Origin of the sequence: Marvinbryantia sp. (assembly GCF_047017445.1) — a bacterium.
GTDB lineage: Bacteria > Bacillota > Clostridia > Lachnospirales > Lachnospiraceae > Marvinbryantia.
Map to the genome: position 1 here is coordinate 155,237 of NZ_JBKXTT010000008.1, position 14,571 is coordinate 169,807.

Annotated in this window: 14 protein-coding genes; 12 read left to right on the forward strand and 2 right to left on the reverse strand. The window is 47.8% G+C overall.

Annotated elements, in window-relative coordinates; translation table 11 throughout:
* Positions 1–17: 17 nt before the first annotated feature.
* From ACLU9Q_RS11340 to ACLU9Q_RS11370, 7 genes are all read left to right on the forward strand, one after another.
* Positions 18–2,453 carry a beta-mannosidase gene (locus tag ACLU9Q_RS11340; RefSeq protein WP_296835329.1) on the forward strand — a complete coding sequence of 812 codons (2,436 nt, stop codon included), beginning with the start codon at positions 18–20 and terminating at the stop codon, positions 2,451–2,453.
* Between the two features lie 994 nt (positions 2,454–3,447).
* Positions 3,448–3,639 carry a hypothetical protein gene (locus tag ACLU9Q_RS11345; RefSeq protein ID WP_296907366.1) on the forward strand — a complete coding sequence of 64 codons (192 nt, stop codon included), beginning with the start codon at positions 3,448–3,450 and terminating at the stop codon, positions 3,637–3,639.
* A 140-nt stretch (positions 3,640–3,779) separates the two neighbouring features.
* Positions 3,780–4,088, forward strand: coding sequence for a hypothetical protein (locus ACLU9Q_RS11350; RefSeq protein ID WP_296835333.1), 309 nt, complete (start codon positions 3,780–3,782; stop codon positions 4,086–4,088).
* 315 nt (positions 4,089–4,403) lie between these two features.
* Complete coding sequence (locus ACLU9Q_RS11355) at positions 4,404–5,372, forward strand: alpha/beta hydrolase (RefSeq protein WP_296835336.1); 969 nt, start codon at positions 4,404–4,406, stop codon at positions 5,370–5,372.
* A 146-nt stretch (positions 5,373–5,518) separates the two neighbouring features.
* Complete coding sequence (locus ACLU9Q_RS11360) at positions 5,519–5,806, forward strand: metallophosphoesterase (RefSeq protein ID WP_330490515.1); 288 nt, start codon at positions 5,519–5,521, stop codon at positions 5,804–5,806.
* Positions 5,807–5,848: 42 nt separating this feature from the next.
* Positions 5,849–6,157, forward strand: a complete 309-nt coding sequence (locus tag ACLU9Q_RS11365; RefSeq protein WP_330490516.1) for a hypothetical protein — start codon at positions 5,849–5,851, stop codon at positions 6,155–6,157.
* 68 nt (positions 6,158–6,225) lie between these two features.
* A complete protein-coding gene (locus tag ACLU9Q_RS11370; RefSeq protein WP_412625263.1) occupies positions 6,226–6,483 on the forward strand; it encodes an AbrB/MazE/SpoVT family DNA-binding domain-containing protein in 258 nt (85 codons plus the stop codon).
* Positions 6,484–6,818: 335 nt separating this feature from the next.
* On the opposite strand, the gene ACLU9Q_RS11375 is transcribed toward ACLU9Q_RS11370, so the two are convergent.
* Positions 6,819–7,121, reverse strand: coding sequence for a hypothetical protein (locus tag ACLU9Q_RS11375; RefSeq protein ID WP_296928017.1), 303 nt, complete (start codon positions 7,119–7,121; stop codon positions 6,819–6,821).
* Positions 7,111–8,349: an IS110 family transposase gene (locus ACLU9Q_RS11380; protein ID WP_412624635.1), complete on the reverse strand. Its 1,239-nt coding sequence runs from the start codon at positions 8,347–8,349 to the stop codon at positions 7,111–7,113. Before ACLU9Q_RS11380 ends, ACLU9Q_RS11375 begins: the two co-directional genes overlap by 11 nt.
* Positions 8,350–8,702: 353 nt before the next feature.
* On the opposite strand from ACLU9Q_RS11380, the gene ACLU9Q_RS11385 reads away from it, so the two are divergent.
* From ACLU9Q_RS11385 to ACLU9Q_RS11405, 5 genes are all read left to right on the forward strand, one after another.
* On the forward strand, positions 8,703–9,086 hold the full coding sequence (locus ACLU9Q_RS11385) for a hypothetical protein (protein ID WP_296837795.1): 384 nt from the start codon (positions 8,703–8,705) through the stop codon (positions 9,084–9,086).
* Between the two features lie 22 nt (positions 9,087–9,108).
* Complete coding sequence (locus ACLU9Q_RS11390) at positions 9,109–10,881, forward strand: sensor histidine kinase (RefSeq protein WP_296837792.1); 1,773 nt, start codon at positions 9,109–9,111, stop codon at positions 10,879–10,881.
* Positions 10,874–12,424 (forward strand): response regulator transcription factor, encoded by a 1,551-nt coding sequence (locus ACLU9Q_RS11395; RefSeq protein ID WP_296837789.1) that lies wholly within the window; start codon positions 10,874–10,876, stop codon positions 12,422–12,424. Before ACLU9Q_RS11390 ends, ACLU9Q_RS11395 begins: the two co-directional genes overlap by 8 nt.
* An 82-nt stretch (positions 12,425–12,506) precedes the next feature.
* Positions 12,507–13,745, forward strand: a complete 1,239-nt coding sequence (locus tag ACLU9Q_RS11400; RefSeq protein ID WP_412625264.1) for an ABC transporter substrate-binding protein — start codon at positions 12,507–12,509, stop codon at positions 13,743–13,745.
* Positions 13,746–13,950: 205 nt separating this feature from the next.
* Entirely contained in the window at positions 13,951–14,571 is a 621-nt protein-coding gene (locus ACLU9Q_RS11405) for a carbohydrate ABC transporter permease (protein ID WP_412625271.1), read from the forward strand.

Below are 14,571 nucleotides of genomic sequence, written 5' to 3' on the forward strand. Positions count from 1 at the left end.
AACAGGTGGGAAAAATAATGTTACAGCAATTTTTAACAGAAGGATGGCAGTTTAGAAAAGCGGGGGAGGAGTTTCAGCCCGCGGTGGTTCCGGGAACAGTGTACACGGACCTGCTCCGCAACGGAAATATGGAGGATCCGTTCTGGAAGGATAACGAAATCCGCGCTCTTGCGCTGATGGATTTCGACTATGAATATCAGGCGGTGTTCGACTGTGATGCACAGATGCTGAAAAAAGACCGGGTTCTGCTGCATTTTGACGGGATCGACACAATTGCAGATATTTATGTAAACGAAACGCAGGTGGGAAGTGCATACAATATGCACCGCGTCTGGGAGTATGACGTGAAAGCGCTTCTGAAGGAGACGGGCAACGCGCTGCGCGTGGTGCTGCACTCCCCAACGAAGTATATTCAGGAAGAATTTAAAAAATGCCGCACGCTCGGCTCGGAGGATGCGATGGACGGATTTGTACATCTCCGCAAAGCACACTGCATGTTTGGCTGGGACTGGGGTGCGCATCTGCCGGACGCCGGAATCTTCCGCAAGGTATCGCTGATCGGGATCGACCGGGCGCGCATTGATAATGTATATGTTGCGCAGAAGCATGAAAACGGCCAGGTTACGCTGGAATTTAAGGTGGAGACGGAAACGGCTGCTGCCGGCGCAAAGCTTCATTATGCGGTGGAGATCACGGCTCCTTCCGGTGAGGTGCTCCGGGCGGAAAATTCCCCGAAGGAGCTGCTGATCACGGAGCCGGAGCTTTGGTGGCCGAACGGATACGGCAGTCAGCCGCTGTATGGCGTGAAGGTGACGCTTTTCTCAGGCGATGAAGCACTGGACATCTGGGAGCGCCGGATCGGTCTGCGCACGCTGACGATGCATATTGAAAAAGATCAGTGGGGCGAGAGCTTTGCGCATGAGGTGAACGGCATCACCGTTTTTGCGATGGGCGCCGACTATATCCCGGAGGATCACCTTCTGGGGCGCGTGACGCCGGAGACGACGAAAAAGCTGCTCCTGCAGTGCAAGGCTGCCAATTTCAACACGATCCGCGTGTGGGGCGGCGGCTACTATCCGGAGGACTGGTTCTTCGACCTCTGCGATGAGCTTGGGCTGATGGTGTGGCAGGATTTCATGTTTGCCTGCGCGGTGTATGAGCTTACGCCGGAATTTAAGGCAAATATCCGCCAGGAATTTATTGATAATGTGAAACGTATCCGTCATCACGCTTCGCTGGGATTGTGGTGCGGAAACAATGAGATGGAAATGTTCGTCGGGGAAAATCATCACTGGGTGACGAAAAAGACCGAGGTGCGCGATTATCTGATCATGTACGAGGAGCTGATCCCGGATGTACTGAAAGAGTATGATCCGCAGACCTTCTACTGGCCCGCAAGCCCATCGTCCGGCGGTTCCTTTGACGAGCCGAACAGCCCGGACCGGGGCGATGTACATTACTGGACAGTCTGGCACGGAAACAAGCCGTTTTCCGAGTACCGCAAATATTTCTTCCGCTATGCGTCGGAGTTCGGCTTCCAGTCGTTCCCGAGCAAAAAGACGGTGGAGACATTTACAGACGATCCGAGGGATATGAATATTTTTTCCTATATTATGGAGAAGCACCAGCGGCAGTACGGCGCGAACGGAAAGATTATGAATTACATGCAGCAGACCTACCTGTATCCGTCCGGATTTGAGCTGGCAATCTACGCGTCGCAGCTTCTGCAGGCGGACGCGATCCGCTACGGCGTGGAGCATTTCCGCCGCAACCGCGGACGCTGCATGGGCGCGATCTACTGGCAGCTAAACGACTGCTGGCCGGTAGTATCGTGGGCGTCTATCGATTACTGCGGACGTTTGAAGGCGCTGCAGTATTACGCGAAACGCTTTTTTGCGCCGCTGATGATTTCCTGTCAGGAGGAGGGCATGATGTCGCAGGAGGCGGATATGAATCGCCAGCACTTTGTGTTTGAGAAATCCATCCGTCTGAATGTGGCGAACGAGACACGCCGGGCGGAGAAGGTGCATGTGAGATGGGCGCTGCGCAGCGCGGATGCATCGGTGGTGTCGCAGTGGGAGGAAGACGTGGAGGTTCCGGCGCTTACCAGTGTGTGGCTTGACAAAATGGAGCTGCCGGAGGCGGATATCTTCTCTCAATATGTGAGCTATGAAATGGAAAAGGACGGAAAAATTATTTCCAGCGGAACCGTGATTTTCTCCTATCCGAAATATTTCCGCTACGAGGACCCGAAGCTTTCTTATGAGATCGACGGCGATGAAATTATTGTGAGAGCGCACGCCTACGCAAAGAGCGTGGAAATCTTAAATGAAAACGAGGATCTGATACTGGAGGATAACTATTTTGACATGAATGCGGGCGAAAAGCGTGTGAAGATGCTTTCCGGAGATATTGAAAAGCTGCGTTTGCGCAGTGTGTATGATATTCGGTAGAGGTATTTATGGAGTATATTTTAGAGGCATGTGTGGATTCCGCAGAATCCGCGCTGGCGGCATAGCGGAGCGGGGCATCCATACCATTCTCACTTCTGGGCAGAGAAACCGCTGCCTGGAAGGAAAAGAGGCTACGCAGACAGATTTTCATAATCTTTTCGTTAAAACGAAAAGAAGAAGAGAGACAAAACATAACTACGTTTTCGCCTCTCTTCTTATAATATATAGACTCGCTCATATAATATGTTGACAAACAAGAGACCTTGTGATAATATGATTTTATCTATAATTCAAAGCAGTTCTGCTGAACATTTTCCGGAAGAAAGTGACGAAAAAAGTTATATGAGGGGGTTACTATTTGTCTGATTCAATTAATTGGCATGATTTTTTCATGTCCGGCTTACAGATCCAGTTGGAATCCTACAGGGATATTCTGACGTTTGAATCGGAGTTTGTTTTAAACAGACAGTCCAGGCGTATCGATTGTCTTATCACAAAGAAACCAGGCGCGCCACCGATTGATGCCGCAATTGCCCGGAACTTCCGGCAATATAATCTGATTGATTATAAAGGTCCTGGTGAAAGTATGAGCATTATCAATTATTACAAGGTATTATCGTATGCATACAGTCTCCCAGAGCATATGGGGTCTTCCAGCGTACTGGATCAATTATTCATAATGCTGGTTACACATTATTACCCGCGCAATCTCATAAAGCATATTCAAAAAAAGTTGCCTTTTGCTATTGAAAAAATTGCTCCGGGGATGTATGATATACATACAGAACCAATGCCGGTACAGCTTGTCGTCCTGCCGCAGCTTTCAGCGGACGAATATATGTGGCTGCGGTGTCTTACAAATGAGCTGACGCCGGGGATTCCGTTACAGAAACTTGCAGATTCATATGCATTACATAAAGAGGAATCACTGTATCAGAAATTTATGAATGCATTCATCAGGGCAAACCGGATAGAGAAGGGAGCTGAAATATCTATGTGTGAAGCATTATATGAATTGTTTGCAGATGAGCTGATCAGGCGGGAGATAAAAGGAAAAAATGAGGGCATGAGGAGACTTTCGGAACTGAACCTTAAATTAATATCAGAAAACCGTATTCCGGAGCTTGCCAAAGCAGCGTCTGATCCGGCATACCGCGAGGAACTTCTGCTGCAGTACCAGTTATAAGAAGAAAAATGTCTAAAGATTGCGAAATTTTTTATGTGAAAGTTGTATCTCAAGTTTGGAAGTGAAAATATAAAATTTTTATAAACTTTTGAATTTTAGTAATACAGCATCTTGCATATCTGCAGGCGTTTTCTGTACTTATGGTTCAGTTCTGTATGGAACAGGTCTCCGCATGCTTCGTAGATACAATTAAGCCAAATGAGGAAAAAGTATATGCAAAGCGAATCGATAGGGCGGAGTATGCGAAAGAAGCGGAGGCGGCTTATCAACAGATCAACGATCTGATCGAACGCTTCCAGAAAATTGACGCTGCGATCGTGGATTCTAATGCGAAGACAGAAGTTAAGACTTCCTACGGCACTTTTATAGTTGCGGGTGCAATCTCACTCAGAAGCAGGCTTCGAGGCATGGATTCTTATGATGGGGAGGCAGATTTCGAAGGCAAATAATGTTTTAAGTAAATGAATAACTTTCCTTCAGGCATAGAAATGTGCTGAAATCCATGAAGCAGGTATAGGTGAGAAACTGATTGACCGGGGAAAAGCCTCATGGCTGTAATGCAGGCAATATCATAAATTGGAGCTGTGGCGAAAGCTACAGCTTCTGTCGTTGTTATGTATCCGTGGGTATCTGGCGCAATCTGCCGGTGGAAGAACGATAGAGAGGAAAGCAAGGTGGGAAAAACATATTAAAGCTTCAGAAATCTCTTAAAGTGTGTTATACTGGTTAAGATTTTGTATCATATTAATCAGAGGAGATTGTTTATGAAGAAAAAATTTTGGCTGAAGCTGCTGCTGATTTTGGTGGTATTAGCGGCAGCGGTACTGTTGTTCGCCGGAAATTATCTGGTGGATTTTGCGATCGTGCGCGAGGAGAATGTGGAAAAAGACGTCGCGCCGCCCACGGAGATTTCGGAAGAGGCGGGAAATGTCATAGCGGAAAATCTTGCCGCGATAAATGCGCAGAAGGAGGCGTGGCTGGCGGGCACGACCGTGGAGGAAGTTTCGATTACGTCGGAGGACGGTCTGACTTTGAAGGGCGATCTGTTTGCAGGCGACGAAGACAGTCACCGGTGGCTGCTTGGGATTCACGGGTACACGGGGCAGCGGTCGGATACGCAGAATATTGCCAGCTTTTATGGAGAGCAGGGATATCATGTGCTGACGCCGGATATGCGTGCTCATGGAGAGAGCGAGGGAAAATATATTGGTATGGGCTGGCTGGACCGCAAGGACGTCCTGCAGTGGATCGATTTTATCATTGCACGTGATCCGCAGGCGGAAATTATCCTGCACGGCGTTTCGATGGGTGGCGCGACTGTGATGATGGTGTCCGGCGAGGAGCTGCCGGAGAATGTGAAGGGAATCGTGGAGGACTGCGGCTATACCTCCGTATGGGATATCTTTGCGGATGAGCTGGCATATCTGTTCCACCTGCCGACGTTTCCAATGCTGGATGCGGCAAATCTGATGTCGAAGATCCGGGCGGGCTACGATTTCAGGGAGGCATCCGCGGTGAAGCAGGTTGCAAAGAGCACGGTGCCGATGGTATTTATCCATGGATCCGAGGACAATTTTGTGCATACGGATATGGTTTATGAGGTCTACGAAGCGTGCCAGACGCCGAAGGAGCTGCTGGTAGTGGAGGGCGCAGGACACGGGCAGGCGTATCAGATGGACCCGGAGCTGTATTTTACAACCGTATTTGATTTTCTGGACAGAGAGTGTTTTTAATGACGGCATAAAAGAGAGCGGACAGCGGCGCGAAGAAATTCTGATGACACGCCAGAGTCCGGATATAGACGCGGCAAAAGCCGCCGGACGTCTGCCACAGATTAATGAGAGACAAATCATGAAATTACAAGTGACCGGAGAATGATATGAGATATTATATTGCGGACTCCCATTTTTTCCACGGAGCGCTGAACACAAAGATGGATCATCGCGGTTTCGTGGATGTGGAAGAAATGAATGCATATATGTTGAAAAAGTGGAATGACAGGGTGCGGAAAAATGACGATGTGATCATTCTCGGCGACCTGTCCTGGGGGAAAGCGGAGGAGACGAACGAGCTTTTAGAAAAGCTGAACGGTCGGCTGTTCCTCATCCAGGGAAATCACGACCGTTTCCTGAAAAACAAGAAATACAACGCCGACCGGTTTGTGTAGATCAAGCCTTACGAGGAGCTGCATGACAGCAAGCGGAAGGTGGTGCTCTGCCACTATCCCATCATGTGCTATAACGGGCAATACCGCGTGGATTCCAAAGGGAATCCGCTGGTGTATATGCTGCACGGGCATGTGCACGACACGGTGGACCAGCGTCTGCTGGAGCAGTTCTCCGACATCACACAAAATACTGTGCGCGAGGTGCAGGATGGCAGCGTCCGCGCAATTCCATGCAACATGATAAATTGTTTCTGTATGTACTCTGATTACACGCCGCTCACGCTCGACGAGTGGATTGCCTGTGACCGGACGCGGCGCGCCCATTTTTCTTTTACTCCGTTTACTTTCTAACGTGAATTGGATATAATAAAATTAACCTCAAGTTTTCTTTAGATTTCAAGAATAGAAAGGATGATTTTATGAACCTTGCAAAAATTTCTTCAAACGGTCAGATTACAGTTCCGGTTGAAATCCGCCGTCTGCTCGGTCTAAAATCTGGTGATAAAATTCTGTTTCTGCAGAAGCCAAATGGTGAAATTGTAGTCAGCAATGCTTCCGCCCGGGCAATCCGCAAAGCACAGGCTGCCTTTTCCGGTGTCGCTGAGGAAATGGGTGTCTATAATGAAGATGATATTCAGGCACTTGTGGATGAAATACGGTACGGAAAGGAAAGATAATATACAAACAATGAAGAAGCTTTCTGAACAGGGGAGGATTATTCGCGAAGGCGGAAAGTGTTTTGGATACAGGGGAAGATGTTTGTCTTTTTGCGACGGCATCTTCCCATTTTTTATGGAATCAAAGAAACAGGAAAAACGGCACTTTTTTGATAAAAAATGGACTGTGCATTCCCTGGATAATTGAATATAATAAAAATATTTAGTCTGCAAATAAAAAGTCAAGCAGAAATTGATGAACTTTGAAAATTTTATACAGGTTGAAATTAGGGCATAAACGTTAAGCCACCGGTTTACGCTGGCTTAAGAAAAAAGGAAGCCATATATTGTGCCACCTATAAGGGATGTTCACATTTTAATTTTTGAACATAGCCTACAGAACATCGGAATTCCCGGGCAATACGACGCATGGGAATTCCTTGTGCGATACATTCTCTGATAGCATCTTTCTCGCGGTCAGAGAATTTCGGTATCCTTCCGGCATTGCGTGGATTTTCGTTCGCTTTTATGACGGTTCCTCCAATGGACAGGGCATAATCCGCCGCGTCTTTCTCGGAGAAAAAACCAGCCACAACAGGCACGCCTTTGAGGACGAGATATCTGAAATTTACCTCGCAGGGATATGTTTTATATTCCATCCTTCTCCGCCTCCGTGTCGGATGTCTGGGGCAGTGAGGCAAGATATTCCTTTACCCGCCCGTAATAAATACGGAGAAATTTGTTCGCACCAGCGGTCATGTAGACGTAATAAGGTTTGCCCTGCGCCCGTTTTTTATCCATAAAGGCGTAAACGGGATCGTCAGCAGGGGAACGTTTGATGAGCCCGTCCATGATCTGGAACAGGGTTTTGCGCAGATACGGCGAGCCTTTCTTTGTGGTAGGCACACTTTTACGGATGCGCTGCCCGGAATCATCCTTTCCGGGGTCAACGCCGGCAAAAGCAGTCAGAGCCCCGCGGTGTGTAAACCGTGTCACATCCCCGATCTCAGACATGAGCTGGGGACCGAGGGTAGGCCCGACACCATCCATAGCCAGAACAACCGGATATTCCGGCAGCGCGGAAGCAGCCTTATCCATTTCCAGACGGAGGGATTCTACTGTCCGGGAAGCAGTATTAAGCATTGCCACAGCCTGCCAGATGAGCATTTTTGTGTTGTCATCTTTTGGAAATACGGCGATCAGGTCAGAAGAGGCATGGTAGATATTTTCCGCTTTCTGTGCGCTGAAATTATAACCTTTGCGTTTGCACCAGTTCTGGTAATGCTTTTTGAAGGCTTCCGGCGACCTGGAGCGGACACAGTCCACATGCCAGTAGGTATGGACAAAATCCACCCATTTCTGGCTGCCATCGCTGCGCGCAGGGCTGTCAAAGAAGTCATTAGCACCCGGATAAGTCTGGTCAAGCAGGGCAATAAGATTGTTTTTCATGGCAGTTTTCTGTGCCATATAGAAGCCGAACTGTCGGTTCATGGTTTTTAATTGGTTGCGTGTTTTATCCATGATTCCATATTGCTTCAGTTTTGCCCAGCGGTCAAGAGTATAGCGTGCGATTTTTTTGGAATCCGCTTTGTCGGTCTTTGGAGTGCGCAGGGAATCATCCCCGAAGTTCCTGATGAGAATGGGGTTTACGGCGCTAACAAAGATACCGGCGTCAGAAAGCCACATGGCGACCGGCTCGTAGTACCTTCCGGTGTGCTCCATGCAGACCTTCGTCTCCCCGTCAAGCTCCTTTATCTGCCCGATCAGTCCGTTGATAGCGGACTGTGTATGGGGAATGTCGCGGGGAGGCATCAGGACAACGTCGCCAGGCCTGCGGATGGTAACAGTGCTCTTGCCTTTGGAAACATCAATACCAACAGCGTTCATAATGGATACTCCTTTACAATGAATCAGCAATGGTCAATACCAGATTTACTCATTGCCTGTTCAATCTACTGGGTATCACACGAACGCCTGTGGGTTCAACCTGCGTAAAACGAATGCTGCGAATGAGGGCTGGTTGGCTGACTAAATTACGGACGTAAAGTCCTAGTAGAAGGTGGCCAGACCTATTGCCTTACTCATTCTAACAGCTTAAGCAACAAGATGGGTAATTCCTTACTGGCTGTAAGGGGTATTAACCATAAATACATTGTAGTAGCAGAAGGAGGAAAATGCAGTGAAGCAGATTTATCGTTCATATAAGGTAAATAATATGGTTCTTTTGTATCTTCTGGACAGTGAAACACAGACGATGGGATTTACTGTGCTGCCGGAAGATATGGGCGCTGATAGAAGAAGCAATCGCTCTTTACAGAAAATGTACGCCGATTATCAGAAATGCAAGAGTGAGCCGCAGCGGATCCGTGGTACGTTCTTATGCAAAGCCGGAGGGGTATCAGATCGTTGAATTGCTCAGCGAAGAAGGAGCACTTCTGGTCGTACACAGCTTTCAGCATGAGGGGATAATTGCAGGGTATCAGAAAAATCTGAGAGGTTATCATATCAGCAGCATGTTTGCAGACAACGCAATCAGTGCCTCTCTGGGAGAGGACGGATATCTGCAGATCGAAGCTATGCACGCGTTTGACGGAGCTGTTTTTCACTGCCTGCGGGCAGAATAATTTCCTGGGAGGGGATCCGGCCGTGAAAAATTTTCATTCTCTGAGAGTAAAGATAGCAGCAGTATTTTGTGTCTGTGTCATTATTCCTCTGCTAGGCGTAAACCTGGTAGTGTTCAAGTGGTATCAGCAAAACCTGGAGGAAAGCACAGTACGGGTATATGATATGGTCAGCGACCAGATTGAAACGAACCTTGATACATATCTGACTGCCGTAAAACGAATTTCACTGTATCCATATTACAACAATCAGATACAGGAAATCCTTTATGATATATCCATACATGGAGACCGGAGTGTAATGACCAGGGAAAACAATGATATTATGAATGATTTTCTGTTTAATATGCTGATTCAGGATCAGGAAATCCAGTCGGTGTTTATTACAGACCTGGATGGAAATGTGGTTTATAATAAGAGCAACGGAGGATATTATCGCGATACGGATTACTTCAAAAGCTATATTGCATCTATGGATGAGGAATTTCTGATAATTCCCACGCATCCCCAGAGCTATGTGAACCGTACCCGCAAAAATGTTTTCAGCTATGTGCGGGTAATTAAAGAAGTAAATACAAATACACCGATCGGCTATGCAATTCTGGAAATGGACAGCGGGCTGATTATGGAAATGACAGAAAAAAACAGTGACGTCTCAGATGCGTATATTGCGGTTACACTGCAGGATGGCTCCATGCTGAACGGAACGATACCGGAAGAGCAGTTGGAAGCTTTTTCAGAGTATTTTTCTGAGACCGGCAAGGATGACAGCGAAGGAAGCGTAATAATTGATGGGGATCGTTACCTGCTCAGTGTATCTGCAAAAAGTGACAATGACCTGGTGACCTGGATATTTCAGAAGGAAGAGGTAGTCATGTCGGGGATGAATCAGATGGCCAGGCTGACGACGCTTATCCTGATTCTGGTCAGTGCGGCAGTTCTGGCAGCAACGGTAGTGGCTTCACGGCAGCTGACAGCTTCGCTGGTGCATCTTCGCGACGCAATGATGCAGGTAAAGCATGGAAACTTTAAGGCGAAGGTAAAAGAAGCCGGAGGCAGGGATGAGGTAGGAGAGCTGACAGACTGCTTTAACTCTATGCTGGATGCGATCGACGATTTGATCACAAGGGAATATAAGCTGAAGCTCCAGGAAAGAGACGCAAATCTTCAGGCACTGCAGAACCAGATTAATCCGCATTTTCTGTATAATACGCTGGAGAGCATTACGATGATGGCGGAAATTAACGACGATACGGATGTGGCGGAGATGGTGACGGATCTGGGCAAGTTTATGCGGTTTACACTTACGACCAGAGATGCAATGGTACGCCTGAGCGAGGAGCTGGCCTGTGTAGAGAATTATGTACAGATCCAGAATGTCCGGTATGACCATTGTATATCTCTGAGTGTGGATTGTCCGGAGAAGTTGGCAGATAACCGGATCGTAAAGCTGAGCATCCAGCCGGTTGTCGAGAACGCTATCTTACATGGCACAGGAGGAGCCGGGAGCGGAATCCATCTTCGAATCAGAGTGCGGGAGGAAAATTCTGATATGGAAATTCTTATCGCGGATGATGGGCAAGGGATGGATCCGGAAACGCTGGCGGGCGTTATAAAAAATCTGGAGCAGGGAGAGGAGACGGAACGGCCCGGGCAGAGTATCGGTCTGAAAAATGTGCATCAGCGGATAAAGCTGAGGTATGGAGAAAAATACGGATTAAAAATAACAAGCAAACCGGGAAAAGGGACGGAGGTTCGACTGCTGCTGCCGTGCAGCCGGGAGGAAAGTCATGCTTAGAATTATGGTTGTGGATGATGAACCCATTATATTAAAAGGGATAAAGAGTATCATTAAGAGACGGGCACAGGATTATGTGGTAGCGGGAGAAGCAAAAAGCCTGGAGGAGGCGGTAAATACGGCGCTTGCGTGCCGGCCGGATGTCATTATCACAGATATTCGTATGCCGGACGGAACAGGGCTGGAAATGATCGAACGGCTGCTGGATAAGCTGCCAGATACGAAATATGTGGTACTGAGCGGATACGGAGAATTTGAGTATGCGCAGGAGGCACTGCGGCTGGGAGTTTCTGATTATATATTGAAACCGGTAAACAGCAGAGAAATTTATTCTGTGCTGGAGAAAATGGCGGCGCTGTTTCAGGAAAAAAGGCAGAGCCTTTCAAGGAAAAATGCGGAAAGAATCAGAGACGCTCTTTATCAGTTTTTTTACCGGAATAACAGGGGAGAAGAGGGAGTGCTGCGGCAGAGTCTGAAAGAAAGCTGTTTTTTCACAGTAGTGTTACTCCAGCTCCCGGCGATATGCGGAAGCGAAATACGGCAGCAGGGAATCCGGGCAGCAGAGGGCTGGCTGGAAAAAAATCAGACGGGTTTTGTGACAGCAGATGGCAATGAAATATGTATTCTGCTGCAGACGGAGAAGGTATCGGATATTCATTTTATAAATCATTTTCTTCTGGAGCAGATGAAGGAGCTGGGGATAGAGGGAAGCTGCCTTTATGTCAGCGACACTGTGTCGGATACGGACAGTCTGTCCGGGCTTTTTAGGCAGGCAAAGCAGTGCCAGGGAATGAGCTTTTACAGAACGAAGAAGCAGCAGATACAAAGATGGAGCGGAGAGGAAATGGTTCCGTTTACCATTGATTTACTTCAGAATCACGTGGAATCTGAGCTGTGCGCTCTGCTTGAACAGAGAAAAGCGGAAGAAGCGGAAGAAAAGCTGCGCGGTCAGATGACATGGTGTGCCCGGAATATGATTATCCCGCAGGATGTAGCGCGGTATTTCCAAGGACTGCTTCGTCTGGCGATTGCCCAGATGAGGACGGACGGTTTTTTACCGCCGGTTCTTGACGACATCCTGAATGAACAGATTTTCAGTGTAAATGACTGCAGCAGCAGCGAAGAGCTTCTGGAAAAAGTAAAGGTTATATTGCAGGAACTGACAAGGGAGGATCAAAGAACCGGTGAGACAGGCTCCTCGCGGATCGTTCAGGAAATCAAAAGATATATTCAGGAGCATTATGCGGAAAATATTAATTTAAATGCGCTGGCGGATCAGGTTTATTTAAGCCCCAAATATCTCAGCGATTTGTTCAAACGGGAAACAGGAGAAAATTATACCAGTTATCTTCTGTACGTGCGCATGGAGCATGCAAAAAAATATCTGATGCAGTTTGATCTGAAAATATATGAAGTAGCGGAACTGACCGGATATGCAAGTCCGAAACAGTTTATCAGGGTATTTAAAAAGGAAGTGGGAGTTACTCCGGGTGAGTATCGGAATCAGGTGGGAAATGGAAAACAGGCACCTTTTCGGGAATAGGAGCGCTTTTTTGCATGCACGGGAAAGTTTATAATAACACCATCAAAAAAAGTGCAGTGCACACGAAAGGAGAAGCATGGACATGAAAAAATGGGGAAAACGGTTGTTTGCAGTATCTGCATTAGCGGCAATGTGCGCAGGAGGAACTGCTTTTGCAGAAGAGGAAATTACACTGACTTATATGGGATGGCTGGACAATAATGAAGACGGCCTCCGGGCAGTGGCGGATCTGTATGAAGAGGCGAATCCAAATGTAAAGATCGAAATCGAGCTTCTGGAATCGGATCAGTATGATACAGTCTATATGGCGAGAATGGCTTCCGGTGAAGCGGCGGATCTGATGTCCATCCGTTATCAGGAGGACAATAAAAAGAATTATGCTTCCGGAGACTATGTGGCGGATCTGACCGGTCAGCCGGCGGTAGGATATCTCAAGGAGGGACTTGACCAGGTATCTGCGTATGAAGGAGAGATTCAGGGAATCCCGGTGGCAGCTGATTGCTGGGGACTGTGGTACAATGCAGATATGCTGGAGAAGCTTGGCCTGGAGGTCCCGACTACTATCGGCGAATTCAGAAACTGCTGCGAAACTGCCAAGGAGGCCGGATATGTGCCGATTGCAAATGGTCTGCAGGATGGATGGACGGCGTGGATGACGCTCTGGACGCTGTGGGGCAAGGCAGGAGAGGCGGACCCGACGCTGTTTGACAGGTTCCAGATTGGGGAAGCAACGCTTTCTGATGTAGAGGAGGTCAGATGGGCATTTGATACGGCGAAAGAATACTATGACGCAGGTTATTACCCGGAAAATGTGCTTGGGACATCACAGGACAGCGCCGTGCAGCTCTGGTACAACCAGGAAGCCCTGTTCTGCCCGAACGGAAGCTTTTTCCTTACGGAAGTAGAGGCGGCAGATCCGGATTTTACATATGGGTTCTGTAAGCAGCCTTATAATGAAGAGCCGCAGGAGGATATCTGTGCGCAGGGCGGATATACATTCAGTATGGCGGCATATAAGCAGGGGGAACATGTGGATCAGGCAATTGATTTTATCAATTTCTTCTTCACGCCGGAAAATTACAGTGTGTATGTGGAAAAAGCGGCAGTGATCGGCACTACGGTTGAGGGCGTTACAGGAGGCGATTCCGGAGCGGCAAAGCAGATTGGAGAATGTATCACGCCGATGAATACGAATCTTCATCCGGGGGCTGCCCGGGATGCGGCTACTGATGGGCTGGCGGCTGTGTTTGCGGGAGTGAAGACTTCGGATGAGGTCGTAGCGGAGATGGACCAGATGCTGCAGGATTCTTTAACAAAATAGGCTGATTTATGGGGGCTGGGGGAAAACTCCCGGCTCTTTTTCTGCCAGAAAGGAGAAAATATGAAGCAAAAAAACCGAAAAAAGCAGCTGGAACCCTATTTGCTTATCTTGCCACATTAATATATTTACCAATGATAAAAAATTCTGGGCTTCCATTGTCAATAATATAAAGCTGGTTCTCTGTTACAATACCATTGGCCTTTTTATTTCGGTTTCGCTTGCGCTTGTCCTGAATAAAATACGGTTTAAAAATTTTTACCGGGCCTGCTTTTTTATTCCTGTCGTGATGAGCACAGTTGCGATCGGATATACCTGGAGCTTTATGTTTGATCCGACAAATGGAATTTTCAGCGGTATTTCAAAGCTGCTGGGACTTCCGGTGGTGGATTTCCTGGGAAATTATAAGCTGGCGCTGTATGCGGTGATTTTTGTAGATATCTGGAAAGGGCAGGGAAATAATATGATCATTCTCCTGGCGGGGCTGCAGTCTATTCCGGCGGATGTGTACGAGAGCGCCAGGATCGACGGTGCGACTACATGGCAGCAGATACGTTACATTACGCTGCCGCTGCTGAAGCCGACGATTTCCGTTGTAATATTGCTGACGACGATCGGCTGCATCAAGGCCTTTGACCTGACCTACGTTATGACAAAGGGAGGACCGTTTAACAGCTCTGAGCTGATGACCGTGCGTATTTTTAATGAGGCATTCGGAGGTTCAGCCCATTATTATGGATATGCATCGGCGGAATCGACGATTCTGTTTGTGCTGGTACTGATTGTTTCACTGATTCAGCTGAAAGTTACGCGTGAAAAGGAGGCATGA